This is a genomic window from Brevibacillus daliensis, from assembly GCF_021245735.1.
Lineage (GTDB): Bacteria > Bacillota > Bacilli > Brevibacillales > Brevibacillaceae > Brevibacillus_B > Brevibacillus_B daliensis.
Genome location: NZ_JAJISB010000038.1, coordinates 42,443 through 69,036 on the forward strand (window position 1 = coordinate 42,443; position 26,594 = coordinate 69,036).

At 40.5% G+C, this 26,594-nt stretch carries 31 protein-coding genes and 2 tRNA genes; 16 read left to right on the forward strand and 17 right to left on the reverse strand.

Annotated features, from left to right (window positions below; translation table 11 throughout):
• Window positions 1–19: 19 nt before the first annotated feature.
• A complete protein-coding gene (locus LM917_RS20930) occupies window positions 20–226 on the forward strand; it encodes a DUF1657 domain-containing protein (protein ID WP_232699655.1) in 207 nt (68 codons plus the stop codon).
• A 208-nt stretch (window positions 227–434) separates the two neighbouring features.
• Here LM917_RS20930 and LM917_RS20935 read toward each other — a convergent pair whose 3' ends face one another.
• Window positions 435–869 carry a CBS domain-containing protein gene (locus LM917_RS20935; RefSeq protein ID WP_232699656.1) on the reverse strand — a complete coding sequence of 145 codons (435 nt, stop codon included), beginning with the start codon at window positions 867–869 and terminating at the stop codon, window positions 435–437.
• 154 nt (window positions 870–1,023) lie between these two features.
• On the opposite strand from LM917_RS20935, the gene LM917_RS20940 reads away from it, so the two are divergent.
• Together LM917_RS20940 and ftsW are read left to right on the forward strand one after the other, a co-directional pair.
• The gene (locus LM917_RS20940) at window positions 1,024–1,365 is read left to right on the forward strand and encodes a YugN family protein (protein WP_232699657.1); all 342 of its coding nucleotides are present in this window, start codon (window positions 1,024–1,026) and stop codon (window positions 1,363–1,365) included.
• A gap of 85 nt (window positions 1,366–1,450) precedes the next feature.
• A complete protein-coding gene (gene ftsW / locus LM917_RS20945; protein WP_232699658.1) occupies window positions 1,451–2,599 on the forward strand; it encodes a putative lipid II flippase FtsW in 1,149 nt (382 codons plus the stop codon).
• A gap of 109 nt (window positions 2,600–2,708) precedes the next feature.
• Here ftsW and LM917_RS20950 read toward each other — a convergent pair whose 3' ends face one another.
• The gene (locus LM917_RS20950) at window positions 2,709–3,050 is read right to left on the reverse strand and encodes an Asp23/Gls24 family envelope stress response protein (protein WP_232699659.1); all 342 of its coding nucleotides are present in this window, start codon (window positions 3,048–3,050) and stop codon (window positions 2,709–2,711) included.
• A 389-nt stretch (window positions 3,051–3,439) separates the two neighbouring features.
• Between LM917_RS20950 and sleB the strand changes: the two genes are divergently transcribed.
• Entirely contained in the window at window positions 3,440–4,183 is a 744-nt protein-coding gene (sleB, locus tag LM917_RS20955) for a spore cortex-lytic enzyme (RefSeq protein WP_232699660.1), read from the forward strand.
• A 164-nt stretch (window positions 4,184–4,347) separates the two neighbouring features.
• On the opposite strand, the gene LM917_RS20960 is transcribed toward sleB, so the two are convergent.
• Window positions 4,348–4,602: a hypothetical protein gene (locus LM917_RS20960; RefSeq protein WP_232699661.1), complete on the reverse strand. Its 255-nt coding sequence runs from the start codon at window positions 4,600–4,602 to the stop codon at window positions 4,348–4,350.
• Window positions 4,603–4,746: 144 nt separating this feature from the next.
• Here LM917_RS20960 and cax point away from each other — a divergent pair, with 144 nt between their 5' ends.
• Complete coding sequence (gene cax, locus LM917_RS20965; RefSeq protein ID WP_232699684.1) at window positions 4,747–5,766, forward strand: calcium/proton exchanger; 1,020 nt, start codon at window positions 4,747–4,749, stop codon at window positions 5,764–5,766.
• Window positions 5,767–5,900: 134 nt separating this feature from the next.
• On the opposite strand, the gene LM917_RS20970 is transcribed toward cax, so the two are convergent.
• Window positions 5,901–6,185: an Fpa/YlaN family protein gene (locus LM917_RS20970; RefSeq protein WP_232699662.1), complete on the reverse strand. Its 285-nt coding sequence runs from the start codon at window positions 6,183–6,185 to the stop codon at window positions 5,901–5,903.
• Between the two features lie 187 nt (window positions 6,186–6,372).
• Here LM917_RS20970 and LM917_RS20975 point away from each other — a divergent pair, with 187 nt between their 5' ends.
• A complete protein-coding gene (locus tag LM917_RS20975) occupies window positions 6,373–6,870 on the forward strand; it encodes a hypothetical protein (protein ID WP_232699663.1) in 498 nt (165 codons plus the stop codon).
• A 100-nt stretch (window positions 6,871–6,970) separates the two neighbouring features.
• Here the strand turns inward: LM917_RS20975 and sda are convergent, their stop codons facing one another.
• From sda to LM917_RS20990, 3 genes are all read right to left on the reverse strand, one after another.
• Window positions 6,971–7,093 (reverse strand): sporulation histidine kinase inhibitor Sda, encoded by a 123-nt coding sequence (sda, locus tag LM917_RS20980; protein WP_232699664.1) that lies wholly within the window; start codon window positions 7,091–7,093, stop codon window positions 6,971–6,973.
• 298 nt (window positions 7,094–7,391) lie between these two features.
• Window positions 7,392–8,669, reverse strand: a complete 1,278-nt coding sequence (locus LM917_RS20985; protein WP_232699665.1) for an MFS transporter — start codon at window positions 8,667–8,669, stop codon at window positions 7,392–7,394.
• A 540-nt stretch (window positions 8,670–9,209) separates the two neighbouring features.
• A complete protein-coding gene (locus LM917_RS20990; RefSeq protein WP_507236594.1) occupies window positions 9,210–10,430 on the reverse strand; it encodes an MDR family MFS transporter in 1,221 nt (406 codons plus the stop codon).
• A gap of 111 nt (window positions 10,431–10,541) precedes the next feature.
• Here LM917_RS20990 and LM917_RS20995 point away from each other — a divergent pair, with 111 nt between their 5' ends.
• The 8 genes from LM917_RS20995 (at window position 10,542) to LM917_RS21030 (ending at window position 18,405) form a co-directional block, all read left to right on the forward strand.
• Window positions 10,542–11,423, forward strand: coding sequence for a LysR family transcriptional regulator (locus LM917_RS20995; RefSeq protein WP_232699666.1), 882 nt, complete (start codon window positions 10,542–10,544; stop codon window positions 11,421–11,423).
• 197 nt (window positions 11,424–11,620) lie between these two features.
• A complete protein-coding gene (locus LM917_RS21000; protein WP_232699667.1) occupies window positions 11,621–12,145 on the forward strand; it encodes a hypothetical protein in 525 nt (174 codons plus the stop codon).
• A 2-nt stretch (window positions 12,146–12,147) separates the two neighbouring features.
• A complete protein-coding gene (locus tag LM917_RS21005; protein ID WP_232699668.1) occupies window positions 12,148–12,807 on the forward strand; it encodes a phosphate starvation-inducible protein PhoH in 660 nt (219 codons plus the stop codon).
• Complete coding sequence (locus tag LM917_RS21010) at window positions 12,804–13,409, forward strand: hypothetical protein (protein ID WP_232699669.1); 606 nt, start codon at window positions 12,804–12,806, stop codon at window positions 13,407–13,409. Before LM917_RS21005 ends, LM917_RS21010 begins: the two co-directional genes overlap by 4 nt.
• A gap of 23 nt (window positions 13,410–13,432) precedes the next feature.
• Window positions 13,433–15,061 (forward strand): ABC transporter substrate-binding protein, encoded by a 1,629-nt coding sequence (locus tag LM917_RS21015; protein WP_232699670.1) that lies wholly within the window; start codon window positions 13,433–13,435, stop codon window positions 15,059–15,061.
• Window positions 15,048–16,043, forward strand: coding sequence for an ABC transporter permease (locus LM917_RS21020; RefSeq protein WP_232699671.1), 996 nt, complete (start codon window positions 15,048–15,050; stop codon window positions 16,041–16,043). The genes LM917_RS21015 and LM917_RS21020 overlap by 14 nt, the downstream gene beginning before the upstream one ends.
• The gene (locus tag LM917_RS21025) at window positions 16,040–17,671 is read left to right on the forward strand and encodes an ATP-binding cassette domain-containing protein (protein ID WP_232699672.1); all 1,632 of its coding nucleotides are present in this window, start codon (window positions 16,040–16,042) and stop codon (window positions 17,669–17,671) included. The genes LM917_RS21020 and LM917_RS21025 overlap by 4 nt, the downstream gene beginning before the upstream one ends.
• A 2-nt stretch (window positions 17,672–17,673) precedes the next feature.
• Window positions 17,674–18,405 carry an ABC transporter ATP-binding protein gene (locus LM917_RS21030; RefSeq protein ID WP_232699673.1) on the forward strand — a complete coding sequence of 244 codons (732 nt, stop codon included), beginning with the start codon at window positions 17,674–17,676 and terminating at the stop codon, window positions 18,403–18,405.
• Window positions 18,406–18,832: 427 nt separating this feature from the next.
• Here LM917_RS21030 and LM917_RS21035 read toward each other — a convergent pair.
• Both LM917_RS21035 and LM917_RS21040 read right to left on the reverse strand, forming a co-directional pair.
• Window positions 18,833–18,906, reverse strand: a tRNA-Gly gene (locus LM917_RS21035).
• 10 nt (window positions 18,907–18,916) lie between these two features.
• Window positions 18,917–19,003 (reverse strand) — tRNA-Leu (locus LM917_RS21040).
• A gap of 191 nt (window positions 19,004–19,194) precedes the next feature.
• Between LM917_RS21040 and chrA the strand changes: the two genes are divergently transcribed.
• Window positions 19,195–20,406 carry a chromate efflux transporter gene (chrA, locus tag LM917_RS21045; protein ID WP_232699674.1) on the forward strand — a complete coding sequence of 404 codons (1,212 nt, stop codon included), beginning with the start codon at window positions 19,195–19,197 and terminating at the stop codon, window positions 20,404–20,406.
• A gap of 64 nt (window positions 20,407–20,470) precedes the next feature.
• On the opposite strand, the gene LM917_RS21050 is transcribed toward chrA, so the two are convergent.
• From LM917_RS21050 to LM917_RS21065, 4 genes are all read right to left on the reverse strand, one after another.
• Window positions 20,471–20,764, reverse strand: a complete 294-nt coding sequence (locus tag LM917_RS21050; protein WP_232699675.1) for a YxcD family protein — start codon at window positions 20,762–20,764, stop codon at window positions 20,471–20,473.
• Window positions 20,752–21,216 (reverse strand): hypothetical protein, encoded by a 465-nt coding sequence (locus LM917_RS21055; RefSeq protein ID WP_232699676.1) that lies wholly within the window; start codon window positions 21,214–21,216, stop codon window positions 20,752–20,754. The genes LM917_RS21050 and LM917_RS21055 overlap by 13 nt, the downstream gene beginning before the upstream one ends.
• A 115-nt stretch (window positions 21,217–21,331) precedes the next feature.
• Window positions 21,332–22,009, reverse strand: a complete 678-nt coding sequence (locus LM917_RS21060) for a phosphatase PAP2 family protein (protein ID WP_232699677.1) — start codon at window positions 22,007–22,009, stop codon at window positions 21,332–21,334.
• A gap of 4 nt (window positions 22,010–22,013) precedes the next feature.
• Window positions 22,014–22,463: a YaiI/YqxD family protein gene (locus tag LM917_RS21065; RefSeq protein WP_232699678.1), complete on the reverse strand. Its 450-nt coding sequence runs from the start codon at window positions 22,461–22,463 to the stop codon at window positions 22,014–22,016.
• A 196-nt stretch (window positions 22,464–22,659) separates the two neighbouring features.
• On the opposite strand from LM917_RS21065, the gene LM917_RS21070 reads away from it, so the two are divergent.
• On the forward strand, window positions 22,660–22,977 hold the full coding sequence (locus LM917_RS21070) for a hypothetical protein (protein WP_232699679.1): 318 nt from the start codon (window positions 22,660–22,662) through the stop codon (window positions 22,975–22,977).
• Window positions 22,978–23,234: 257 nt separating this feature from the next.
• On the opposite strand, the gene LM917_RS21075 is transcribed toward LM917_RS21070, so the two are convergent.
• From LM917_RS21075 to rnz, 4 genes are all read right to left on the reverse strand, one after another.
• Window positions 23,235–24,179, reverse strand: coding sequence for a DMT family transporter (locus tag LM917_RS21075; protein ID WP_232699680.1), 945 nt, complete (start codon window positions 24,177–24,179; stop codon window positions 23,235–23,237).
• On the reverse strand, window positions 24,148–24,816 hold the full coding sequence (locus LM917_RS21080; protein ID WP_232699681.1) for a YczE/YyaS/YitT family protein: 669 nt from the start codon (window positions 24,814–24,816) through the stop codon (window positions 24,148–24,150). The genes LM917_RS21075 and LM917_RS21080 overlap by 32 nt, the downstream gene beginning before the upstream one ends.
• The gene (locus tag LM917_RS21085) at window positions 24,809–25,042 is read right to left on the reverse strand and encodes a hypothetical protein (protein WP_232699682.1); all 234 of its coding nucleotides are present in this window, start codon (window positions 25,040–25,042) and stop codon (window positions 24,809–24,811) included. Before LM917_RS21085 ends, LM917_RS21080 begins: the two co-directional genes overlap by 8 nt.
• A 137-nt stretch (window positions 25,043–25,179) precedes the next feature.
• Complete coding sequence (gene rnz / locus LM917_RS21090) at window positions 25,180–26,124, reverse strand: ribonuclease Z (protein WP_232699683.1); 945 nt, start codon at window positions 26,122–26,124, stop codon at window positions 25,180–25,182.
• Window positions 26,125–26,594 lie beyond the last annotated feature (470 nt).

The window sequence follows — 26,594 nt, forward strand, 5'->3', positions numbered from 1 at the left end:
ATACGCGGAGGTGATATCAATGACAGTAGCTTCATCAGTAAAGCAAACATTAGCTGGCTTAAAAAGTGCTCAGGCTAGCTTAGAAACCTTTGCGATTAGTACACAAAATAAACAAGCAAAACAAATGTTTACCCAATCTGCACAGCAAACGCAATCTATTATTACTCAATTAGAATCGCGTGTTCAACAGTTGGAACAAGAGGAACCACAATATAAGGGATTCTAATTAAAAGAGGTTGAAAAGTGGCTATACAAGCCTTCTTTTCAACCTCCTTTATTTTCATACCACCAACATATAAGAAAAACTTCTATCGAAGTATTTTCGAAGAAGCTGGTCCTTCCTTAGCGGATGTTTTTATGCGTATCAGGATGAGAAGCTCCAAAGTTTATTCTTTCTGATACAGTAAGAAAAAAGAGCACACGAAGGCGCTCTTTTAATGACGAGATGGTGTTTCGGAGATTTCTGCCAGTGCTTCCCCAGCTTCCGTTTCAAGCTGATTGCGAACAGCCAGATCACCAATTGCTACGATCCCAACTAACTTTCCATTGTCCACTACTGGTAGTCGTCTAATCTGGTGTTTAGCCATAATTTTTGCTGCTTCATCTGCTTTCATTTCTGGAGAACCCAGAATGACATCCTTACTCATTACATCTTCTACCTTAGCAGATCCTTCTTTCTTTTCCGCCAAACCACGGATAACGATGTCACGGTCAGTAATAATCCCAATGACATCATCCTGCTCATTAACAACAGGAATAACACCTACATCCCAGTTCTTCATTTTTACTGCTACTTCATAAACATTGTCTAATAATGTAACAGTAGCTAGATTTTGTGTCATGATCTCTCGTAGGTTTCGTGCAGCCATTCATCATTCCTCCTTTTACTCTCGTTCGAACGTTAGTTTCCCCTACAATTTACATGTTCATGCAATCGTTAGCATTTTTTACTATTCTTAGATTGCACAAACAGGAAAAACCTACTATCATTAGAGGGTGAATATTGCAAAGGAGGAAGGCAGAATGCTTCTCAAAGAGTCGGGAATTGGCGGTCAACAATCTACGCTTGAAGAATTAGATTTAGCATTTGAAAGCGTTGGTTTTACCCGTTTTGCTTGGGATTACCACCATTCAACTTACGATTATATGATCACTGATAAAGGAAATACTTATTATCTGCGTGTCCAAGGTCATTGTCAGGAAGGTAAAATCGAAGACCCTGACGCTGTATTAAAATTGGACGAGCCATTCATCGGCAAGCATCTCTTCCCACACGGTATGGATTACGATTCTCCAATGCCAGATCAAGTGGTATCTAAAGCAAAACAACAACTGCAAAGCCTAAAAGAAAAATTAGCGCAATAGTACAAATTATTATTTTTACGCAAACAGAGAGGAGCGGAAAATTTACCTCTCTGTTTCGTTTCTGCGGGGTGAGAATACTACAACTATGAAAAAACGCGGACTTCCAGACTTTCTCCTGCTTTTCCTAACTGTATTGCTTGTAGGCTTTGGGATTACGATGGTAATGAACGCCAGCTCTATCTTCGCCGGTACCACCGACTATACATACAAGGGCTGTAGTTACTGTGGAGGGGACGCTCTCTATTTCGTTAAAAAACAGCTAATCTTTGCTATTCTGGGCTTCATTATTATGCTGTTTACAATGAATATTCCGTTCTCCTTCTATAAGAAGCACTTTCTCATGATTGCCTTCGTTAGTGTTTTCCTGTTGTTATTGTTATATATTCCAGGCGTATCCATAGAGATCAATGGAGCTCACTCTTGGATTGACATTGGATTTATGAACTTACAACCTTCAGAAGTAGCCAAATTAGGGATCATTATTTATCTTTCTGCTCTCGTTTCCAAAAAAGGGGACAAGTTCCGTGATCTGAAGTCAGGCTTAATTCCACCATTAATGGTGACAGGTATATTTTTTATTCTGATCCTCTTCCAACCTGACTTAGGAACTGCTGCGATCGTTCTTGGAACAGCCATGATTATCATTATTGCAGGTGGAGCCAGAATCAAACAGCTTTTGATTCTTATTGTACCTCCAGCGGTACTGTTTATCGGAACATATATTTTGATCAAACCACATGCCTTAGCAAGACTTACAACTTATTCCGATCCTTGGAAAGATCCACTTGACACTGGCTTCCAATTAGTTCAATCTTTACTTGCCATCGCCCGTGGTGGTGGTACTGGTGCTGGATTTGGTCAGAGTCTGCAAAAGTATTTGTATTTGCCTGAAGCATATACAGATTTCATTTTTTCTGTAATTGCAGAAGAGCTAGGGTTTATATTTACAGCCTTGTTCCTGTTGGTTTATCTGGGTCTATTACTTAGAGGCTTACAAATTAGCCTGCGTTGTGCAGACACATTTGCCAGTTTAGCAGGGATTGGTATTGTAAGTATGCTTGCCCTCCAAGCAATGATTAATATTGGGGGTGTAACTGGAGCCATCCCAATGACGGGAGTTACGTTGCCATTTATCAGCTACGGTGGTTCTTCCCTACTCATCTCTATGACGAGTATAGGTATTTTGTTAAGCGTCTCACGGGAAGTTAACAGGCAAAAGCACTCCAATACGTAAGCGATCCATCAAGAAATGACTCTGTAAATTTATAGTTTCTGATACAGTTAAACTAAAAAGGCGTTTCTGTCTAGGTACAATGCCGGGCAGAAGCGCCTTTTTTCTCGATTTATTCTATAGTAAGACCTGCTACCTGCACATCTATCCTACGTACGTGAATCCCCGTAAAGTATTCAACAGATTGCTTCACCTTTTCTTGTAATAGCCGGCATGTAGTATTAATGATGGTACCATACTTAACAGAAATCATCATGGTAATATCTGCACCTTCTTGGCTAACATCTACATAGATTCCTTTGGCAATAGGCTTTCCACTTAGTCGTTTTGTCCATTCCTCATAAAATGAAGCGCTTCCACCGACTAACACATTATGAATCTCTTGCGCGGCTACTCCGGCAATCACTGCTACAACATGATCCGCAACTCTTATCTGATCTCTGACTATTTCCATACCTACCGCCTCCTTATTAGAAAACTAGGTTTTGTCAAGATACTTGTGCAAGCATCAGCAAGACTTTCGTTGCACGTAAGTGAATATATTGAAACATAGGAAACAAATACTCTTGGTGATATGTCAGGGTAGCTATTTACCTGTAGTGTATCCCACAGCCTTTTTTCAACCAAATTATTTATGTACGTAGTGACTTGGATCTTTTGTGGGATACTGTCGTTTTTCCCTTATTATAACGGGTTAACAAGCTTCTTTGAAACAAGAAATTAGGTGTATCTATAAAGTTTTATGTGTTTTTGTCCCATTTCTTAACATCATTTGAATACGTAAATATTCTAAAACTGGATACACTATCCTTGCTAACAACAATCGACGGAGGCATACATACTATGAAAAAGCATATGAGTTTGATTCTAGGGATTATTACAGCTGTATTACTCCTCTCCACCTTTAGCATGAATCCTGCCATAACGAACGCTTTTACAATGGGCCCCACTTACAAAAATGGTTCGAGAGGCACCGATGTGAGAGAGTTACAAGAGCGACTTACTTTTATCGGCTATTACAAAGGACCAATCGATTCAATTTTTGGTTGGCAGACAGAACGTGCTGTTAAAGATTTTCAGTACTTGTTTGGCATGAAAGTAACAGGTGTTTTAGATGACACGACAAAGGTACGATTGTACAACGCTACAAAACACTACGTAATGGGTACCTATAAACCGTCAACCAGTACCGGAAATCCCGGAGCCACCGTGGAAAAACCAGCTGGCGGGTATTCCAGCAATGACCTGAAAATAATGGCGAATGCCGTATACGGGGAAGCACGTGGAGAACCTTATACAGGGCAAGTCGCTGTTGCTGCCGTCATATTAAATCGGACGAAAAGCCCCTCCTTCCCTAATTCACCTACTGCAGTCATATATGAACCACGTGCTTTTACCGCGGTAGCTGATGGACAAATCAATTTAACACCAAATGAAACGGCTAAAAAGGCTGTCCAGGATGCGCTAAAAGGCTGGGACCCTAGCGAAGGAGCACTTTATTATTTCAATCCAGACACAGCTACATCTGCCTGGATCTGGAGCAGACCACAGATTAAAAAAATCGGGAAGCATATTTTTTGTAGATGACAGCTTAATTGAAACAATAAATTCTCACAAAACGGTCATGACCGTTTTGTTGGACCGCAAGCGGTCACATCCAATTTTATGTAAAACGTCGAGACGTTTTTCACAGAAAAAAACCTGGTGATCATTAATGGAATCACCAGGTTACACTTTTATTGTTCTACAAATCAGCCAGGACGGTTTGTATGCTGTGCCATTTTTACAAAGCGCTCTTCTCGTTCTATGGTTCCACAAACTCCGCACTGAATCATATAGTTATCACCTTTATACGGTTGGTGGAAAGCGTCTAGTTCATCTCTCTCCAACACTTGCATACGCTCGCCTGATTGAGGATGTAGTTTCACATACTGTGGCTCTTGTTGAATAATATTGAAACGCATACGATTAGTTTTGCATACAGGACAACAATATGGGTTAGACATAGTTACCTCCTGATTACATAAGTTTTACCATTAGCTTACCTGTGATGGTTGCCTTCTATTCATCATGTTTTTTCTTGCCCAATCACATGTTACTTTTCGTATCGTGAGGTGAACAGAGTGAAAAATAAGTATTTGTATTACGGAATGGTTGCTGGCTCGTTTTTATTAGCAGCAAGCATGCATTTTTTCAGCACAAGCGCCATGCTGCAATTTATCACGGCATCGGTTGCCATTATCTTTCTTGCTTCTTTTCTCGGAAAAGCAACGGAAAGCGTCGCTCACTATTCGGGTGATCGCATCGGAGGTTTTCTTAACGCCACATTTGGTAATGCGGCAGAACTAATAATTGCCTTTTTCCTTGTGAAAGAAGGGTTATTTGATATGGTCAAAGCTTCTATTACCGGTTCCATTATCGGAAATATGCTGCTTGTCCTTGGTTTAAGCGTATTTCTTGGTGGATTACGGTATAAAGAGCAAAAGTTTAACAGTCAATTAGCAGGTCATAATGCTTCTTTAATGACCTTAGCTCTGGTAGCCTTATTCATTCCTGCTATGTTTATGTTTGAGTTGCCTCATGAGGAGATCAACACGTTATCCATTGTTATTGCAGTCTTATTAATTATTGCTTACATACTATGGCTCGTCTTCTCCATGATTACGCACAAGGCATTTCTGAGCGATATCGAACAACATGATACCGAAGCTGTCTGGTCCAAAGGAATATCTATTATCATGTTGGTCGTAGCGACAATTTTTGTAGCGATGGTCTCAGAGTGGCTTGTACACAATATTGAAGTCGTTTCTGACAGTCTAGGCTGGTCAGAGTTGTTTGTTGGGGCTTTTGTGATTGCCATTATTGGTAATGCTGCCGAACATAGCGCTGCCGTCCTACTCGCTATGAAAGGCAGAATTGGAGCAGCTGTTGAAATTGCCGTCGGCTCCAGTTTGCAGATCGCCTTATTCGTAGCACCTACGCTCGTCTTGCTCAGCTTACTGTTTGGTTCCCCGATGGATATTGTATTTACACTTCCTGAATTAACAGCAATTGCAGTCTCTACATTTATTGCTATTTCAATCTCCAAGGATGGCTCCACCAACTGGTATGAAGGCGTATTACTGTTAATTGTCTATCTGATACTCGGTACGGCCTTCTTTTATGATTAAGAAGATTAGAAAACTTGACTTTGCCAAGCCTTTGGCGCAGGCAAAGGCTTAGTTGCACTTATGCAGATAAGAATTTTTAAAAATTCTTATCTGTAAATATAAAACTCGCCAGGGAACTAAAGTCCCGGCGAGTTTTATTTGTTTTGGTTAAAAAGCTCATGTAAATCCTCTAGCTTGTGTTCCAGTTCTTCTAGGATGGATCGGCCATCCTCCTCTTTCAGAACACCAAGTCTTACAGCAAATTCGATCTCACGTGATAATCCGAACATTTGCGTATCCAGTACCTCTTCATAAAGAGGGCATTGGGGCATTGTCAAATTCTCCATTTGAACATCGATGAGCTTATATATTTTTTCTGCATCAGCCTGCAGAAGCATCAATGCTTTTTCTTGGATCTCTATTTTTTTATCGTCTGTCAAAACTATCCCTCCGTTTGGACACGTCCTTACCCTATTTACATAGTACGTCATAAATGTCCATTTGAAAAGGGGATTAACCTCCTTATACAGGTTTAACTGGCAAAAAACCTCAATGATTGCCTGTTTCACATCCGCTGAGATACAATAACGATACAAGCAATCAGCATAGAAAGGAAGTCTATAGCTCATGGAAGAAGTCATCGTAGTACGCGGGGCAGTCCAATTTCCTATTACAATCGATCCAACCGTTTGGGTATTTGATGATCGGAAATTTGAACTATCAGCCTTTTCTCAATATATCAAACAGCAAGAAACATCAGCTACTCAGTATATAAAGGCAGCAGGTGCCCATTGGGACAAAGAAATAAGCGAGGGAGCAACCCCGCCAAGTGAACGAAAAACACTTGCGGAGGAGCGAAAAGTATTAGAGGGTGATTATGCGGTTCAATTCTTACCTTTTTTAAGCAATGCAGAGCCTTATCCAGAAGCAACGCAGCTATTGATTCATCGGGAAAACAAACCTACACTTACCTTCCCCATCGAAAAAGCAGCCTCAATTATCTTGCAATTTGCAAAGGACGGTCGCCCTATTAAGGAGAATGGTCCTGTTCTTCTATACTTTGTAGAAGAGCTTAACGAGGAAAAACCTCCGATAGATTCTATTACTGCTTTCGAAATTAAGTAATTGTATCCAGACAAAAGCCACCTTCCAAGCGGAAGATGGCTTTTGTCTTTAGCCCGTTTTTTTCTCTATTTTTTATCTAAGCGCGAATGAAACACTGAAACTAATAAGATAATTCACGTCTCATCATTTCAGCTTGTAACAATTGAATAAAGTCTTGTTCTAAATGAAGGTCGACAGCACGTTGATATACCTCAATTAACATTGAGTCAGTTAAGTATCCCACCGATTTGTCACCTCCTTTTTGTTCTGATTTGTATTGTATCAGTTTCTCAACAATCGAACAACCGTTCCGATATCCACAGGACTTGTGGACATCCTGTGGGTACACTGTGGGAATCTTGTGAACAAATCACAAAAAGCCATTTATTTAGGTGTGGATTATACGCAAACATTTATCCACATCTCTTTCTACTTTGTCGAAAAAAATTTATACTACCTTTTATTACAGCCACTATTTTCTTCTTTACTTATTACTATGTTTTCAACCTGGAAAATATTACATCAAATAGTTTCAAACACATTTATGTTGATACAACTACTTTTCTGAGTGGTGTCAAAACATATGCAAGTATCGTACACAACAATGCAACTGTGCCTCCCCAAAATACAACCTGCAAGCTACCATACATGTCAGCTAGTGGCCCAATCAGAAGACTCGTCAAAGGTAAAAACAGGCAACTAATTGCAGAAACTAGCGAAAAAACCTGTGCCTGATGCTCCTCCTTCACGGTACTCTGGATAATGATAATCTCGGGAAGATTAGCTGCTGTTATTGTCATTCCAAACACTAGACTAAGGATGGCGGCTCCTATCATCCCTGGTCCCAGACCATAAAAACAAAGTACAAGACTTTCTACAAAAGCAATACCTAAGAAAAACAGACCTTGTCTTTTAATTTTCCACTTACTAAGAAGTAACCCTATCAGTACGCCCCCCAAAGCTTGTAAAATCTGTAAAGTCGTTAACATTGCTGCTGTACCATTCATATCTTCCTTAACAATGATTGCTAGTAAAGTAAAGATAGGAATAACACCTACGTTTTGAAATGCAAAAAAGATGGCCATGTCTCTTATTGCTCTGTATTCCGATAAGAGGGAAAAACTTTTTCTAACTTTACTAAAATAGTTCCTGACCTCAATGACAAGTGGTTTTCGTTTGGAAACAAGAGTAGACTTCTCTTCGTTTTCACACTCTTCACCCTCATTTCGTTGTTCCTTAACTCCTACTAACAATCCCGCTGATACCAAAAATAATAAAGCCGTGATACTTAAGGCAATCTTCGTTGAAAATAGGGTAACAACAACACCTGCGCTGGCTAATCCAAGTAGTCGCACAGATTGATTAGCAGACTGGAGCAAAGCATTCGCCTCTTGCAAAGCTTCCTTTTGGATTATTCTGGGTAGTAATGCAACGGATGCCGGTCCATAAATAGATCCACAGGTTGACTGCAAAAAAGCTGATATGAAAAACAACCAAATTGGTGGCGTACCGATCCATGCCACAACCGGCAATATGATTACGAGAATGGCTCTTATTCCGTCTGAACAAAGCATCCAGTATGATAACTTTCCTTTATGTAACATCGGACTGATAAAGACGCCTAGAACCATCAAGGGTAGAATGTTTGCCAAGTACAAAAGTGATGTACTTGTGGCATTTCCCCCTGATTCTAAAAGGAGCCATACAAACGCGATGGAAGCAAATTGATCAGCAATTCCTTTTGATATTGATGAAAAAAATAAAAATAGAAATGAAGTGTTCCTCCACAATCCTGTTTGAGCACCTTGAGGTATTTTCATAAGAGAACTCCTTTTCATCTAATTTAATAATTATCTAATTAGATTTTTATCAAATTACATGTCTTTCGTCAACCCTTTTCTTTCGGACTATTTCTCTCATCACTATTTCGTGAAGTATTACGCGGAGGTTTCAGAACATGCATTAAAACAACAAAAAGCCACGATGAACATTCATCGTAGCCGTTTTATTCATAATGCTATATCATTTTTGATTCTGCTTCTGCTGATTATTTTTGTGTACCAAATGATTGTAATCCCTACGTGTTACTTCTTACTCTACCTTACTGTACAGAAATACGAATGATCTCGGTTACAACGACCATCGAAAAAATCCCGAATCCGAAAGTACTTGTCAAAAGAAGTAGTCGACGAATCTTTTTACGATCTTCCACAATCATGTCCCTCTCTTTCCACTCGCAACCTATACGAATGTCCTATACCTATGCTTACGAATGAACACCATAAATGGTTTCAAAAAAATGTGTAAAAGGTTTAGACAAGTTTACCCAGATAGAGTACGTGTGAATCAAGAAAAAAAAGTTATGGCGTTACAACTGATTTCAACGCAGATTTTTGTTCAATCCGATACATATTCCAGGCAACAAAGATACCAACTACCAGACAAATCGTCCAAGGTAACCAAGGCATATTCCTCTGAGAACCAATGTCGTACGTCCAGCCACCTAACATGGTTCCAATAGAACCTCCAATTGCTAATGCATATCCATTAAATCCGTAATAGGCACCTAATCTTTCCCGAGGAGCAAAATGAGGAACCATATCAATTAAATAAGGGACTGATATCATAGTTCCAATCGCAAACAGCGTAGCATCAATCATGACCATCCATAGACTGTCAGAGAATGAAAACAGGAATAGCCCGAAACCCATAATCAGGGTTCCCAGTCCAATCATGGTGAAACGCTGTGTATAATTCCGCAGCAAATGAAGAACTTTTAACTGGAAGAAAATGATGACAATCGACACCGTAGAAAGTACAATCCCTACGGACTGCTTGCTTTGAAGAGTATCCTCGACGAATTGTGGTATCGCCAAAAATAATTGCATGTAGATGTAATAATGACCAATCAGTACGAATGTATAAAAAAGAAAGGGTTTATCTTTTAATACACTGGAAAAACTGTCCACAACACCAATACGTCTGGTCTCCATCTGCAAAGGTGGCAAAAATAAAAATCCCAACAATGAACATAAAACGAACAATCCACCAGCAAATAGCGATAACCAGTAAAAGTCCATTAAAGCCAGAGCAGTACCTACAATTTGTGATCCTACAACACTCACATTGGAGAGTACATTACGTAACCCAAACACTTCTTTACGTACAGGTTCTGGTGTTAATACTGCATAGGACGCAGACAGAGCAGGCTCAAATAATGATCCCCCTAAGCCCGACAGAATCGCTGCAACGAAAAACTGCCATGTTTCTGTACAATAGGCAAACATCCCAAAACCAATTCCCCTAACCAACATCCCAATAACCATGGTCAGCTTATAACCCACAAAGTCGGCAATGATTCCACCAATAAAAGCAATGCCCTGTTGAGAAAATTGCCGAACACTTAGTAAGAGACCAGCCATAGTAAGTGCCCAACCGAAGCTACCTGTAAGATAAAGTGTCAAATATGGGATAAGCGCATAAAAGCCCATATTCATACAGAAAGACAATACAAGTAACCATTTTACAGATCCTGGGGTTACTTTTAAGATTTGAAGCCCTCGCATTAGGTGTTCACTCACTTTCACTTCTACCCAATAATTTGTATAATCAGATTACAAATTGCCTTCTCATTTGAGAAACGATTCTTTTTGCTCACTGTAATCAAAAAAACACATAAGAGGACGATACACATGGACTTCGATCAGTTAAAAGCGTTTTATACGTTGGCACAAACACGTAATTTTACTCGAACCGCAGAAATTCTCCACCTGGTCCAATCAACGGTAACCATGCGTATTAAGCAACTAGAAGAACGCGTGGGCAAACCCTTATTTATTAGAGATAAACGAAATGTAGAAATAACTCAAGCCGGAATGGCTCTATTACCTTATGCTGAAAGAATTATTAAACTTGCCCAGGCTGGTATACAAGAAGTAGCTGCTCTACAGCCATATGAAGACAGGCTAGCTATTGGTGGTGTAGCTTCACTTTGGTCCTATGTACTGGAACCGATTTTAAAAGAGTACCACTTACGTTATCCTACCATTGCTGTTCGTACGAAAACTGGACACTCTTCTGATATCAATACATTACTACATGATCAAATCGTTCAAATCGGTATGGTTTATACACCACCTTCTCTTTCTAATTACGAGGTAATACCTTTTTTTGAAGATGAGATTCTTCTCGTGGGTTCTCCCGATCACCCGATTAGTAAAGAAGGAGAAATTGATATAAATGACTTGGAAAAAATACCGTTGCTTCTTGTAAACTGGGGATCTCCCTTTACGGAATGGATCGCCAAAATGCTTCCTGCCAGTTACGTCCCGCGACTTCAAGTAGACAACTCTCAGCTTGCTATCGATCTTGTTTTGGAAGGATTAGGTGTCTCTCTGTTCACACGCTCGATGGCCAAAAAAGGGTTGGCTGATGGTACCCTCAAAGAGATAAAAATTTCTGGAAGTGTCCCTCCGAAACGCCCCGCCTATATTGTTCTTCCAAAAGAGAAGAAAAACCGCTCAAGTGTAGAAAAGTGGCTCTCCCTAATGGAAGAATTCGGCTATTCTTTTTAAGAAATAATAAATATCCATTCTGATCCCAAAATCCCTCCTCATATCGTGGAGGGATTTTTTGTAATCGTTTCATAAACAATGTTAAATTAATTAACTATAAAAAACAAAGCTGTAAATGTTATTGATAATCAATCTCATAGATGATATCATAACTGATATTGATTATCAATATCGCATATAGAGGGGAGTATGAAACTATGACTACCATTTTTATTCGTGATCGCCAGGAGGTTCTGGAAATTCATTTTTCAGACGTTCGAAAGTATCATGGAAACATCGCTCTAATGGCTCTTGCTGTTGGGTTTCGCACCTTACAAGCTGCTTTTTCGGAATTGTATGGCGACACAGTACCAAATCGAAAAGACATCTCCATCTTATCAGGGAATGCAGGACCTGGTTTTCGAGACGTTTTCGAATTTGTAACCCGTGCGTCTACACGTCAAGTCTATCAAGTAGATACTACCTATCCACAAGGACAATATGATCCTTACCGACCGCAATCATATGCTTTTGTGATTACTGCTAGCAATGGTGATGCTGTTGAAGTTATGTTAAAAGAGAACTTTCTGCCCAAAATATTTTATGACTATTTAAAAAAAGGTCGTGAAGGAACCTTTACGGAGACAGAGTTTAAAGCTAATGAACAATTAAAAATAGATCTATGCGAACGGGCACTGTCGCTACCCTTAGATGAACTATTATATATCCGGAGGCTTACGTAATTATGACCAACCATTACTCACATGATCTGAAAACTCCTAGCTTCTTATTTGTGGACTCCGGAACATACTTTGGTAGTCAGACTACTCGTAAAGAACAAGAGAACCCTGATACCTATGTTATTGATATCTATGATTTGCCTTCCTATGATTTATCCCCTCATAAAATTCTTGTAATCGATGGTTTTGCTGACCAGCATCTTTTGCTTCAGCAAAGTGAACAGATCAGACAATTCCTTGATCAAGGCAACATTTTGTTGTTCAGTGGGAATTTATTCTTGTCTTGGTTGCCTGGTGCATCGCTGTTTGTGCCTAAAACCATTCATCATCATAGCGATTACAATGTTCACTTCCATCATCCTCACCCCATTTTTGAAGGAGTCGAGGCTGATAATCTAACGTATAACAAAGGGGTTTCGGGATTTTTCGCTCGAGGACATCATCCAATCCCTCATCAAGCTGAAGTGCTGCTTACGCTTGAAGGCGGAGAACCGATTACGTACATTGATCGTTATAGTACTAAAGGGACTATTTTGGTTCACTCAGGCTCCAATTTGCTTGGATATTCGATGCGATCAAACACATCTGGACGTATAGGTACTCAATTAAAAGCCTGGTTGTATGAGGAATATGAGCAAATTAGCAAAAGGAGAATAACATCATGAGAAAGATAGCGGTGCTATATAGCGGTAACTCTCATCAACACCGGACATTTTATGAACCGAAGTATAAAGCATATTTACATAAAATTGTTTATCTGCCTGAACTCTCCTCCACCACTCTCGATGATGTTGATGTTTTGATCGTTCCATCACAATTGCATCAACGACAGGTGAGTAAAAATCTGGACATCATTATGGGTGTTGTAAACCGGGGTGGCACTATCGTTGCGCTGGGCGCACAGTCACAAAACTGGTTCCCTGGTCATAACTGGGAGTTTAGACCAACTAACTTTTGGTGGTGGCTTGAGAAGGATGCAAAGAGTGGACTTATTCTTCGCCAACCAGAACATGATCTATTCCGTTATATAAACTTACTAGATGCAACATGGCATTACCATGGTGTCTTTTTCCCACCTGTTGGAGCCGAAACCTTAATTGAAGTGGACGGCGATGGGGCAATTATGTACATCGATAAAGTGAGCACTCCTGGAACGCTTATCATGACTACATTAGATCCTGAGTATCATTATGGTTCATACTTTATGCCTGCGACAGAGCGTTTTCTTACTGGGTTTCTACCATGGTTAGCTGAAGGAAGTATATAACGAATAGTAGGGAGAAATGGAATATGTTAGCTCGCATGAAATCTTCTTTATTGCTAGTAATTTTATGTTTGTCACTAGTTGTATCTGCTTGCAGTGCAAGCCCTGCCAATACAGGCGAATCTAGCTCAAAACCTGTGACGCAATCGGGTACCGCAACAGCAGATGAATCTGTCGATTTGGTTCGCCTTACTTGGGGAGACAGCGGTTACCCTTCTCCGTTTGCATTTAGTCCATCTGGCCCAGGGGGGTATTTACGCAACTCTTTCTTGTTTGACACATTAACTTGGAAGGATGAATCTGGAGTTATTCCTTGGTTAGCTAAATCTTGGGAAATTTCCAAAGATGAGCTTACATACACCTTCAAATTAGAGCAAGATGTTACATGGCATGATGGAAAACCGTTTACAGCTGAAGATGTAGTATTTAGTTTCAATTATTACAAAAAGTTCCCTTTTAACTGGACTGGCGATTTTAGCCACATTGAATCCGTGACGAAGTCGGATGATTATACCGTAGTGTTTACGATAAAGAACAAATATGCAGCATTTCTGAGTGACCTGGTTGGAATCGTGCCGATTATTCCGAAGCATGTATGGGAGAAAGTCGATAAACCTGTGGAGTTTCGAGATGATGCAGCCTTAGTAGGAACAGGTCCGTATACATTGAAGCAGTATGATGAGAAGTCAGGTCAATATTTATATGCAGCTAATCCTAATTATTTCAAGGGAGAGGTTCTCGTAAAAGAGGTTGCTTATGTAAACTCCTCGAATAAGGTTCTTTCCTTACAGAACAAGGAGATTGATGCTGGATATACAGTTAATTATTCAGAAGTTGAAAATATGCTGTCTCAAGGCTTTAAAATGATCCAAAGTGATCCTACTGGCAGTGCGCTCCGTATAACGTTTAATCTAGATCATCCTCAGCTAAAGGATAAACGCTTGCGTCAGGCGATAGCTTATGCCCTGGATCGTGAAGAAATGTCCCGAAAAATCACAGGTGGCGATCCTATTGTAGGTAATGCAGGAATTATTCCTCCTGATTCACCGTGGTATAACAACTCCGTGAAGCAATACGAGTACAACATTACAAAAGCAGAACGTATTTTGGACGAGCTAGGTTACACAAAAAATGCAAACGGTATACGCGAGTTGCTGAAACTAAAAGTGATGGTATCCTCTACTTCACAAGAATCGCAGGTCATGCAGGAAATGCTGAAAAAGGTTGGCATCGAACTAAATATTCAACAGGTTGATTCTGCCGCTTTCACTGCAGCTATGGGCGAAAATAAATATGATATGGCGATAACAGGTCACATTGGTTTAAGTGGTGATCCAGACTATTTGCGTCTATGGTTCATGGGACAAGCAAGTAATACGTATGCGGCTCGTGGAAAAACGTGGAAAAACGAAGATTTCCAACGCCTTGCAATTAAACAAATGCAGGAATTGGATTTCGATAAACGTAAAGCAATTATTGGAAAGATGCAGGATATTCTGGCAGAAGAATTGCCAACTTTAGTGCTCTATCATCGCCCGTTTTATTTTATGTACAACCCAGATGTATACAATAGATGGACGAATACCTACGGTGGTATAGCGGATGGTATTCCACTTTGGGATAACAAGGTGTTCTTTATCGATGTCAAAAAGTAAGCAGATTTATACGTATGTAGGGGTACTTGTCTTTGTACTGTTACTTAACTTCTGGCTCCCTCGGTTATTGCCGGGGGGACCGGCAGATTTTTTGACGGGCGGTACCGAGGATGGGGCTATCTTCGTATCGGAAGCACAGAAAGAAGCAATGCTTACTTACTATAACCTGAACGACTCCTTATGGGTACAATTCCTGACATATGTAAAAGGTATATTCACATTGGACTTTGGGTTGTCAATCAATTACAAAACACCGGTTTTCGATGTAATTCTGGTACGTCTACCATGGACACTATTAATCGTAGGAGCTGCTACAGTTTTATCTACGATCATCGGCATTCTTATTGGCCTATTCTCTGCATGGCGCTATCCGGGAAAGACGGATCGCAGTCTGTTTTTAACCATGCTGGGACTTAGCGCAATCCCAGAATTTCTAATCGGGATGATTCTCTTGATTCTACTTGCATCCAATTTGCAATGGTTCCCTCTAGGAGGTGCTGAAACCGCATTTTTACGATCCGATTATTGGTTGGATCATGTGCTTGATGTTGGCAAACACCTTGTTTTGCCGGTTGTCACTCTTACAATCGGTAACCTAGCTAGCATCTACCTATTGATGCGTAATGAATCTATTCGGGTTCGCAATGAACCATTTATCGAGTTCGCTGCGGCAAAAGGAATTGGTGAACGGGCTGTGGTCAGAGGACATGTTGCGCGTAATGCAGCGTTACCACTTGTAACCATCATTGTGATTCGAATCGGAGGCTTGCTCGCTGGTTCTGTATTGGTGGAAACCGTCTTTTCCTATCCAGGCATAGGTAAATTGTTGCAGGAAGCGATATTGGCACGAGATTATCCACTATTACACGGTCTCTTCTTACTTTTGACCGTATTCGTGCTTCTCCTTAATATGATCGCAGATATTATCTATCCATGGCTTGATCCTCGCATACGGGTAGCTAAGCGAGGTGATGGGCAGTGAAACGGTCGCAAAAAATTGGTTTTTTCATTCTGGTAATCTTTGTATTCATTGCGATCTTTGGTCCTATGATAGCGACGCATACACCTTTTGCCATAGATGGGGAGAGCATGGCAGCTCCTTCAGAGGTCAACTGGTTTGGTACCAATAAATTAGGGCAGGATTTATTTAGTCAATTTGTGTACGGAGCACGAACTACATTACTTATTGGACTTGCTGTTGCTCTCATTAGTACGACATTAAGTGCAATATTAGGCTTATTGGCTGGCTATTCCTCCAAACTTGACACCCTGCTCAATTCTATAGCAAATATGCTGATGGTCCTCCCTTCTCTCTTGCTTATTCTAATCGTCGCTTCTTTTTCGGGTGGCGGTACTTGGCAGCTCATCTGGACATTAGGTTTATTAACATGGCCGGGATATATGAGACTCATTCGGGCGTCTGTGTTGTCCTTAAAAGAACGAGAATTTGTAAAGGCGGCACAGTTATATCAGGGCAATACATTTTACATTATCAGGAAACATTTGCTTCCTTTTATCTGGCCACTTATTAAAACGAAATTCATTATTTCCTTCCAGGCAGCTGTTGCGATGGAGGCTAGTCTCTCCTTTCTAGGAATTGGTGACCCTAACGTTCCATCATGGGGAAAAATGCTTCAAGACGTATTTTCACAGAGTTCTACACTCTTGACAGATTCTTGGAAATGGACGGTTGTTCCACCGACCTTAGCGATTCTGTTCGTAACAACCGCTCTTGCTTTACTTGGAGAATCTAAGCAAGATGGTACGATTACTACAGCATCTTTGCGGCGGAAGAAAAGCAAAGTACTACCGCCAGTAGTATGTACAGCTGGTGAAGTGGCATCGAGTGGAATGTCAGCTATTTCTGTGAAAAATTTGAGTGTCGTTTATGGTGATCGAACAATCATTCATCCCCTATCGTTTGAGGTCACTTCTGGTAATGTTACTGCTCTGATTGGAGAATCTGGTTCGGGTAAAACAACAATGGCCCGAACTCTATACGGCCTGCTGCCTGAAGAGACGGTAACCGGTGAAGCGTATGTAGCAGGAAAACGGATCTACCGAGGGGAAGGTCAAGTAACACTACAGCGATGGCTGGATGCCGCCTATATCTTTCAAGATCCACGTTCCAGCTTTGATCCGCTGCTGAAGATAGGCAAACAGTTCTATGAAGCGATGTTGCTTTATCATACTCCAATAGAGAAACGGGAAGCTGCGGCACAAATCTTACGAGAAGTGCAGCTTGATGAAGCTGTACTTGATTGTTACCCACATGAATTAAGCGGTGGCATGCTAGGCCGGGCTTTACTTGCTTTAGCATTGGTGAACAAGCCAAGTGTTTTGATCGCTGACGAACCAACGAGTGCGCTAGATCCTATCGTTAAGCGTGAAGTGCTCGACCTCCTGATAAAAAAAGTGAGAGAGCATCATATGACATTACTGCTCATTACGCATGATTTGTCTATGGCCCTTCATGTAGCTGATGAAATCTTACTGTTGCAGGATGGTCACCTAGTCGCTGAAAAGGATAAACAACGATATCTTCAACGATATAAGCCTCTCTCTATCCGCCAATTGGGATACCAGGCTGAAAAAACATGGGAGGGTTAATCATGTTAGATGTCATTTCGGTAACAAAACAGTTTGGCAATAAAGAAAAGTCAGTTATGGCCGTTCATGAAACATCCTTCTCTATACAGAAAGAAGAGATATTTGCTTTAATCGGAGAGAGCGGTTCTGGCAAATCAACGCTAGCTGAGATCATTGTTGGTTTGCAAGAACCAACACAAGGTTCAATTGCTTGGCATCGTGCTAATGATGTTGAGGACAGATCTAACCAAAAGAAAGTCCAAATCGTTTTTCAAAATCCAGATCGCTCTCTCAATCCCTATTGGAAAGTAGAAGATATTCTAATTGAGCCTCTCGTGCTGAGCAACGTCCCTCGCTTGAGGGCATTAGAGCAAGCAGTTGAGTTATTAGATCGCCTGAAGTTGCCATGTTCATTGCTTGATCGGCGTCCATGTGAATGTTCAGGTGGTCAGAAACAGCGCATTGCCATCGCCAGGGCGTTATCCATGTCACCAGCTCTACTCATAGCTGATGAGGTCACTTCTGCTCTCGATCCTTCCACAGAAAAAGAGATTTTAACCTTGCTCCAAACCTTGAAGCAAGAACAGAAGATGTCTATTTTATATATCACGCATCACTTGGAAACAATTGCCGGATTTTCAGATCGAATGGCAGTCATGAAAAATGGGAGGATCGTTGAAATGGGAGAAACGAAACAAGTTCTGCGATCTCCGAACTCTACGTATACAAAGGCGTTGCTGGATGCTTGCTGGTAAGTCAAGACTACAAGCGATTAGAAGAGGCTCTTAAACTAGGAGCTGAGTTATTACATTCCACCGACTTTCTGAATAAAAACGAGAAAGTTGCTTTTTATTATCAGAAGGCTTTTGATGCACACGATCTAATAAATATAATCTTTGTGATGATCCACGCGGTTAAGAAATTGAGTTCTTTTAAAAAGCTACCCAATAACCGGGTAGTTTTTTATTAATATGGATCTAGTTAGAATTACATCTGTTTGAATCTTGTAGGGGCGTCAAAAGAATAATGTCGAGTATCCTTTGTCCCCATTTACGTAGTCACTATATATTTGAAACTGCAAACAATAGATATTATTATGCCAGCTTCTACAACAGAAAAAAGCCCATCCAGCTCATTTTTCACAAGCTAGAGGGGCTTTTTTCGTCAGTATAAAACATATTATGGAGCGGGTGATGGGAATCGAACCCACGCGACCAGCTTGGAAGGCTGGAGTTCTACCATTGAACTACACCCGCAATAAGTAAGTGGTGCGGTCAAGAGGACTTGAACCTCCATGGTGTTGCCACCACACGGACCTGAACCGTGCGCGTCTGCCAATTCCGCCATGACCGCAAATGGTATATTTTCTACGTTTTTAATCTTAGCACATGTGTTACTTGAATTCAATAGAAGTACTTTTCCACTTATGGTTAATCAAAATATTACCAATACATAATAAAAACTTAAAAAAATCAGGTTAAAATCGAGTATAAGTTACATTATGATAAGAAAGTATTTTTCATCTACTTTACCAAGGAGGTTTCATGGCACAGAAAGAAATTCACTCATCTACTTTCCTCATACATAAAAGCACATTCAGATCATTACTGGAAGTACTGCTCGTTTCAACAAAGCTGGGGCTCACTTCTTTTGGTGGTCCTATCGCCCACCTCGGTTACTTCCATAACGAGTACATACAAAAGCGAAAATGGATGGATGAACGCAGCTACGCTGATTTGGTAGCATTATGTCAGTTCCTCCCTGGACCAGTTAGCAGTCAAGTCGGCATCGGAATTGGAATCATTCGTGCTGGTTATTTGGGAGGTTTATTGGCTTGGATTGGCTTCACCCTGCCTTCGTTATTCGCTCTCATCCTATTTGCATTTATGTTACAAGGCTTAGATGTTAGCAGTACTGGTTGGATACATGGTCTAAAAATTGTGGCGGTTGTTATAGTTGCCCAAGCAGTTCTGGGGATGGGACAAAAGTTAACTCCTGACAGATCTCGCGCCACACTAGCTATACTCTCTACAGGTATGGTGTTATCGTGGCAATCACCTGTTAGTCAGATCGTTACGATCATTCTGGCAGGTCTAATTGGGATTATACTTTATAAGGAAACAAATACGGAAGAGACTCCTAAGATTATCGTCCCAATTAGTCGCAAAACTGCTGTGGTGGCTATCGTTCTCTTTTTTGCGTTACTACTTGCACTACCGCTACTTCGTCAATTCAGCTCATCTCATTGGATTCTTATGTTTGATAGTTTTTATCGGTCTGGTGCGCTTGTCTTTGGAGGTGGTCATGTTGTTCTTCCATTATTAGAACAAGAATTGGTCTCCCCGGGTTGGATAAGCAGTGAGGATTTTTTAGCAGGCTATGGCGCAACACAAGCTGTACCGGGACCCTTGTTTACCTTTGCCGGTTATCTAGGTGCGTTGATTGATGGCCTCTTCGGAGCAACAATTGCAACGATTGCCATTTTCCTACCTGCCTTTCTGCTCGTGATCGGAGTACTCCCCTTTTGGAATCAAATACGTCAAAATCATCGAATACGAGGGGCATTAGTTGGCATTCAAGCAGCCGTAGTTGGTATTTTGCTGGCAGCATTATATGATCCGCTTTGGACTACGACAATAACATCAGCTTTTGATTTTGTGCTAGTTTCCCTCTTGTTTGTCCTACTTGTTTTTTGGAAAACACCTCCTTGGATCATTGTCCTAACAGGTGCATGTGGAGGGATATTAATCCAGTAGAAAAATACCATCGATAAAAAGAGCTATGTGATCCAACGATCATCATAGCTCTTCCTTCGTTATCTTACTTAGAAACACGAGCAATAATTCCTTGCTCATCATCTAAGATCAATTCTACTCGAGTCGAATAGGGATTCATCTGCCATTGTTCACTAACATATTTACGAAGTGCTTCATACAGATTGGATTCAATTAACACCTGATCTCGACCGTTTGCCACGATCTCAGCAGAAAAACCGTAATCCTCATCCCACATTAATTCAACAGAGACACTTGCAGGTTCAATTCCTCTTTTTTCAGCCATATACATGCAGATTGCATTAACAATCATTTGTTCATCAACAATTAACGTGTCCATGGATTTTCTTTTTCCTTACGTTTATTGCTGTTTTTACGAATACTTTGAACCAAACGTACCACCAACAGTACCACTGCAAAAATAACTAGCAGGTTAAGAACTAATGCTAGGAAGGTACCGAAACCGCCCATTTGGCTTAATAGTCCACCAAATAGCATACCCGCCAAACCACCAAACAAGATTCCTTTCATGAATCCACCGCTTTTGGATGCTGTGGAAGCAGTATTTGCTTTATTGGTAGCTGTTGAATTGTTTTTTACATTTTGATTCTGGTTAGTAGTAGCATTGCTATTATTGTTCGGAGTTGTTGTGTTGTTTTTAGCTGGTTGGAAAGATTTGCTTCCTGATTTATAGGAACGCTTTGCATCTACTTCCATTGGATTAATCCCTACAGCTGTAAAAGTTAATGTTAGAGCCATGAGGACCATCATCAGTTTATTCATTGTTTTCATTTAAATATAGTACCCCTCTCATCTCATCTATAATAAATTCAATACTATCATAATTGTTACAGATAGAGTATACGTATACGTTCGAAAAAGGTTTCATAATTAAATAATAATTTTTTTATGAATGATTCTGCTCTCCTCGTTTCATATTCTTCGTACATTTCTTGTCGTACACATACATGGATAACATGATTGAACCTGTCGCAAGTAGCCAACCTCCCAGTACATCTATTGGATAATGAACGCCTAGATAAACGCGGCTATACCCAACCAGGAACGGGATGAGAAGAGCTACAATGATCCATAACGCTTTTGTACCAGTTCTTCGGCACCTTTTTGCCAATAAATATCCACCCATACCAAATACCAACGAGCTAAATACGGCATGTCCGCTGGGAAATGAATAAGAATCAGGCAAAAGAATAAGATTAATATCTTCGGGGCGCTCTCTCGTTAGGGATCGCTTTACAATCTCCTTTATCAATAATCCGAAAGCGATCGTTCCCAAGTAATACAATAACACGACTGGTCTTCCTTTTTTCCACCAAACAATTGCCAGTAATCCAGACACCCAGGTTAGCAGTATTTCATCCCCTAAGTAGGTAATCCATCTCAAGATTTCTGTTAAGATGGGGCTTCGCCACTCCATTACAGCTTCTTGTATACTCCTATCCCATTCTGTTGCTGAATTGCTTATCACCATAGTGGCGAGTAAGCCAAAAGCGATGAAACAGAGTAACGATATGATTATGTATATTTTTTTACCGCTGCTCTCTATTCCCTTGTCCATGTGCATCTATTTAGAGATCCTCCTTCACTAGTTGTAACAATGCTTCGGCAAATTTCGCATCATCTTGTGCTGTTCGTGCAGCAGGACCCTTTGTACGCCCTCCTCCCTTTCGATAACGTGCTTTTTCATTGCGTATTTCTAAATCTAATGTTATGCGATCAGAGGTGAAAATTTTTCCGTGTGGAGTTAAAGCCTTTGCCCCTTTTCCCAGTACAATGGCACCAAGTCCAATATCTTGAGTGACAACGATATCCCCTTTTTTCGTCTCATTCGCTAACCGAAGATCGACGGCTTGTGATCCAACATCCACGACAACATGATTATCATGGTGAAACTGATGATTATAGCTGGCAAACGTAATAAATGGCAAGTGAAACTCACCACAAATTTTTTCCGTTAACTGCAAGACTCGTTTTGGACAAGCATCCGCATCAATTAATACCCGGGGTTGATTCGTCATTTATTTCTTCCTCACTTTTCAGGCGATATTCGTAGCAATAAAGCAATATTTTTTGTACATCCTATCGATCTTTTCTTCCATTATTTTTGATTATTTTTCGGAATATTACACTTTTATACAGCTATTTCTCTATATTCTTTTGTTCATTTCGTTTAGGATAAGTATATCATGCACAAAAGAGAGGGGGCATTTTCCAGTGCGTTACAACTTTGTTCTGGACGAAAGACTTGGCATACGATTACCACGGCTAATCCTTGAATGGGAGGAATATACAGCCGATGAACGGAATGATATTCTGCTTATCTGGGAAGAGATACGTGCCAAAATCCCTGATCGCGTCATCGCTTTAGAAGCTATAATAAATCGTAAACAAATACAACTATCTCGAGAAGAAAACTTCAATATGTGTTGTTACTTGAACTTGGAGATTGCGGAATTGGCTAGTATCATCAATGATCTTAACATCTGGTTCCGAGTACAGCAGGATTTCGAGCCTGATAAAATTCATGGATAAGAAAAACTTCTATCGAAGTCTTTCGAAGAAGCAGGTCCTTGTTTAGCGGATGTTTTTCATGCGTATCAGGAAATGACCCTTCGAAGTTTATACTTTCGGATACAGTAATAAAAAATTGATCAGTTAACAAAAAAGAACCTCTCTGGGACGTGTGATGAAAACAGCCAGAGAGGTTCTTTTTTGTTTAGGGCTTCCCGGTTCTTGATAATAATTACCTAATACGATATAAGAATGACACTGAGCCGTATAGCGATTCATTAATTTTTCATATGGAGTGTCTTTCTGAATTTTTTACGTAACACCAACAGAATACCTGCACCCTGCCGAACCATTACTACTCCAAATAAGATGAAAGCAGTTCCTACCAACTGCCAACCGTTCATTCTTTCACCAATCCACACCATCGCAACCAGAATGGCAGTTACGGGTATGACATACTGATAATTCATGGCTCGTAAAGATCCCAACTGTTGTATGCCATAATTCCAGACAACCAATGACCATGCTGTTACAGGATAGGCAGCGAACAATAATGACCCCCATGCTTCGGCTGGGAGGTTCCCCCAATCTACTCGAAACATCTCAGCACCACTATAGAGAGCGAGAAAAATGGTACCAAAGCTGGCTACATAGAACGTAATAAGTAGCGAAGAATATTTTTTTTGCAGACGTGTCAAGGTAAAAGGATATAAACCAAACAGGATGCTTGCTAAGAGAGCAATTCCATCACCTTGTAAGGTTGACCAATCGAAGGAAAAAGGAATATCAGCCATACCTTTTATCATTAATAAACCAACAATCGCACAAACTGAGCCAATCATGAGATGCAAGCTCAGTTTTTCCTTCTTGGCGATCAATAGACCCATCACCGTAAAAAGTGGGGCCATAGCGATCAATAGTGATGAATTGGATGCGGTTGTATAACGTAATGATCCGATAAAAAATGTCTGATACAACGTAATTCCTACCAGTGCCGCTAACAGAAATTGAGGAATATCTTTTTTCTCAATCGCCAGATTTTTGACCTTCACTTTCGCCATCAAATAGAGTACGGGCAGTACCATTATGAAACGGGTTAATGTAAATACATCCGCAGAAAGGTGCTTCATCCCAAATTTCCCTATTGTGTAATTAGCACCCCAGATAAACACAACACTAATCATCATTAGATCAATGCTTGAAAGACCCTTTGAGCGGGACATTCTCTTCTCCCCCGATCTTTTCCAGCTTTTTCATAATGTTGACGAAGAACGGAATCGTATGCTGAATCATTGGTCCTGTTAACAAGGCAACCAAGATTGTACCGATATGTACCGGTCCGCCCAGTAACCAACCAAGAGTAAGTGCTACAATCTCGATAATCGAGCGTACTATTTGAATACTCCATCCTTTTCGTTCATGGATTGCAATCATAAATGTGTCCCTAGGTCCTGCACCCAGACGAGAAGACAGATACATGCCAATCCCAATAGACATTAAAACCAGACTCACCAAAAATAACAGAATATTTTTAATAAAACCCTCAAAGGCCGGAACTAGGTCCAACCAAATAAATAAGTCAATAAACCAGCCAAAAAACAACATGTTCAAGATAGTTCCGATTCCCGGTCTAATTCGGGCAATCAGATAAGAAATAATGATAATAAAAATACCTACTAATTGTGCCCATGTCCCGATGGTAAGACCCAAGGTTTGATACAATCCAATATTAAGTACATCCCAGGGAGCTACTCCCAAATCTGCTATGATCATCATGTAACAGGCAAATGCCATAATTGCCAGACCAACAGTAAACATTACATACTGAATGCCTAATTTAATCCATTGCTTTTTACTCATGTTCTACCCATTGGGCAACTACTTCATAGAAGATTTTCTCCTGCTTGAAGTACGCCGTTGTCTTTGGTTTTTCAAAAAAATCAGCAAGGTCATCAAGTGTATCCTGTTGCAATACAACCTGACGTTGCCGACTATTCTCGTCCTGATACTCAACCGTCAGCTCGATTTCATGCTCACGGCAGTATGATGTGAGCTCATCTGCTGATTCAAATGACAAGCGTTTCATTCGTAGTTCCACTCCTAACTCTATATAAGCTTTCAGCCATTATGGCACCAAATGGTTCCATGGTAAAGATACTTTTCATCTAAGAAGTGTATCTTGGGATATTCCTATAAATAATTTTTTCGTACCTATCCTGATACTTATTTTTGTCTTGTACGTTTTATCTCGTGTATGGCTAAATCTTCAGCAAGAATAGTAGTAGGGAAAACACTCTGTGCTTCCTTCACCATATCATCAAGGGTAATGGGGCCATCCTCTGTATCATAACGCGGACTAATATGAGTTAAGATCAACTCTTTTACTCCCGCTGCCTCGGCAATGCTGGCTGCCTGGTATGCTGTAGAATGCCCACTTCGTTCTGCCAGTTCTAAATGCTTATGTACATAGGTGGACTCATGTATTAACAGGTCAGCACCTTCTGCCAGTTTCACCATCGCTTCGCAGGGAATCGTATCCCCACTAAATGCAACCTTGAGTCCCGGCTGTGGTGGATTAACGAAATCCTTCCCATCAAAGACTCTACCATCTTCAAGCGTTATCGTTTTTCCTGCTTTTAAACTAGCGTACCATGGACCTTTTGGAATCCCGGCTTCTTTCGCAAGTTTAATTTTAAATGCACCCGGACGAGGTTTTTCCGTAACAGAATAAGCAAAAGCTGGTACACGATGTTTTACCTTTGCCGCCTCAACAATCATCTCATCATCTTCGTAAATAACGCCTTCTTCTGTGATCTTTATTTCCAATGGATACTGTAAGTGTATCGGGCTTATTTTCATGATTGCTTGTATGTACTCTTCTAATCCCTTAGGTCCATATAACGTAATTTTGCTTGTATCAGACCCACGTAAAGATCGACTGGCAAGCATTCCCATCAGTCCAAAAATATGATCCCCATGAAGGTGAGTAATAAAGATTTTTTCTAACTGCGAAATGTTGAGGATAGAATGCATGATCTGATGTTGTGTTCCCTCTCCGCAATCAAATAACCACCAGCTTCCCCGTTGCAACAAGCGTAATCCTATTCCCGAAACATTACGCTTCGTAGTTGGTGCACCCGAACTGGTACCCAAAAATACAATTTGCATGACTTTATCCTCCGATCTAACACCTGTAACGAACCTAGTTTATCAGTTGATGTTCTACTCATGCAAGGATGAGAAAAATTATCTCACTCTCTGTGACATGATACTTGCTTTATTAAAAAATATCGTTTTCTTCCTGCTTTTGTGGAGAAAACCAGCTTCTCTTTTCACCCTTCGCTAAAAGTCTTCGCCCCACCAGGGGTTAAACTGTCCGCTCCGCACTATTCATCGGGGAAGCTCACAACGATGTATTCACTGTAAGACTTGCTGGGGTTCGCTTCTTTCTCCCGATGAATAGTGCTCCGCTGAGCTGGGCTTCGCCAAGACGCTCCGTGTGAAAAGAGAAGCTGGTTTTTCATGCTTTTGGTTTTGATTCTGTATTTCCTCTTCTACAAGTCCACTCCAGTAGTCATTAAAATAAAAACTGCTCTACCATTTTTGGCAGAACAGTTTTAGAATCATGTGTTACATCT

Excerpts from the sequence above, each read along its gene's own strand:
- LM917_RS20930 (WP_232699655.1), top strand. The coding sequence starts at position 20 with ATGACAGTAGCTTCATCAGTAAAGCAAACATTAGCTGGCTTAAAAAGT.
- LM917_RS20935 (WP_232699656.1), bottom strand. The coding sequence starts at position 869 with ATGGCTGCACGAAACCTACGAGAGATCATGACACAAAATCTAGCTACT.
- LM917_RS20940 (WP_232699657.1), top strand. The coding sequence starts at position 1,024 with ATGCTTCTCAAAGAGTCGGGAATTGGCGGTCAACAATCTACGCTTGAA.
- ftsW (WP_232699658.1), top strand. The coding sequence starts at position 1,451 with ATGAAAAAACGCGGACTTCCAGACTTTCTCCTGCTTTTCCTAACTGTA.
- LM917_RS20950 (WP_232699659.1), bottom strand. The coding sequence starts at position 3,050 with ATGGAAATAGTCAGAGATCAGATAAGAGTTGCGGATCATGTTGTAGCA.
- sleB (WP_232699660.1), top strand. The coding sequence starts at position 3,440 with ATGAAAAAGCATATGAGTTTGATTCTAGGGATTATTACAGCTGTATTA.
- LM917_RS20960 (WP_232699661.1), bottom strand. The coding sequence starts at position 4,602 with ATGTCTAACCCATATTGTTGTCCTGTATGCAAAACTAATCGTATGCGT.
- cax (WP_232699684.1), top strand. The coding sequence starts at position 4,747 with ATGGTTGCTGGCTCGTTTTTATTAGCAGCAAGCATGCATTTTTTCAGC.
- LM917_RS20975 (WP_232699663.1), top strand. The coding sequence starts at position 6,373 with ATGGAAGAAGTCATCGTAGTACGCGGGGCAGTCCAATTTCCTATTACA.
- LM917_RS20985 (WP_232699665.1), bottom strand. The coding sequence starts at position 8,669 with ATGAAAATACCTCAAGGTGCTCAAACAGGATTGTGGAGGAACACTTCA.
- LM917_RS20995 (WP_232699666.1), top strand. The coding sequence starts at position 10,542 with ATGGACTTCGATCAGTTAAAAGCGTTTTATACGTTGGCACAAACACGT.
- LM917_RS21000 (WP_232699667.1), top strand. The coding sequence starts at position 11,621 with ATGACTACCATTTTTATTCGTGATCGCCAGGAGGTTCTGGAAATTCAT.
- LM917_RS21005 (WP_232699668.1), top strand. The coding sequence starts at position 12,148 with ATGACCAACCATTACTCACATGATCTGAAAACTCCTAGCTTCTTATTT.
- LM917_RS21010 (WP_232699669.1), top strand. The coding sequence starts at position 12,804 with ATGAGAAAGATAGCGGTGCTATATAGCGGTAACTCTCATCAACACCGG.
- LM917_RS21015 (WP_232699670.1), top strand. The coding sequence starts at position 13,433 with ATGTTAGCTCGCATGAAATCTTCTTTATTGCTAGTAATTTTATGTTTG.
- LM917_RS21020 (WP_232699671.1), top strand. The coding sequence starts at position 15,048 with ATGTCAAAAAGTAAGCAGATTTATACGTATGTAGGGGTACTTGTCTTT.
- LM917_RS21030 (WP_232699673.1), top strand. The coding sequence starts at position 17,674 with ATGTTAGATGTCATTTCGGTAACAAAACAGTTTGGCAATAAAGAAAAG.
- chrA (WP_232699674.1), top strand. The coding sequence starts at position 19,195 with ATGGCACAGAAAGAAATTCACTCATCTACTTTCCTCATACATAAAAGC.
- LM917_RS21050 (WP_232699675.1), bottom strand. The coding sequence starts at position 20,764 with ATGGACACGTTAATTGTTGATGAACAAATGATTGTTAATGCAATCTGC.
- LM917_RS21055 (WP_232699676.1), bottom strand. The coding sequence starts at position 21,216 with ATGAAAACAATGAATAAACTGATGATGGTCCTCATGGCTCTAACATTA.
- LM917_RS21060 (WP_232699677.1), bottom strand. The coding sequence starts at position 22,009 with ATGCACATGGACAAGGGAATAGAGAGCAGCGGTAAAAAAATATACATA.
- LM917_RS21065 (WP_232699678.1), bottom strand. The coding sequence starts at position 22,463 with ATGACGAATCAACCCCGGGTATTAATTGATGCGGATGCTTGTCCAAAA.
- LM917_RS21075 (WP_232699680.1), bottom strand. The coding sequence starts at position 24,179 with ATGTCCCGCTCAAAGGGTCTTTCAAGCATTGATCTAATGATGATTAGT.
- LM917_RS21080 (WP_232699681.1), bottom strand. The coding sequence starts at position 24,816 with ATGAGTAAAAAGCAATGGATTAAATTAGGCATTCAGTATGTAATGTTT.
- LM917_RS21085 (WP_232699682.1), bottom strand. The coding sequence starts at position 25,042 with ATGAAACGCTTGTCATTTGAATCAGCAGATGAGCTCACATCATACTGC.
- rnz (WP_232699683.1), bottom strand. The coding sequence starts at position 26,124 with ATGCAAATTGTATTTTTGGGTACCAGTTCGGGTGCACCAACTACGAAG.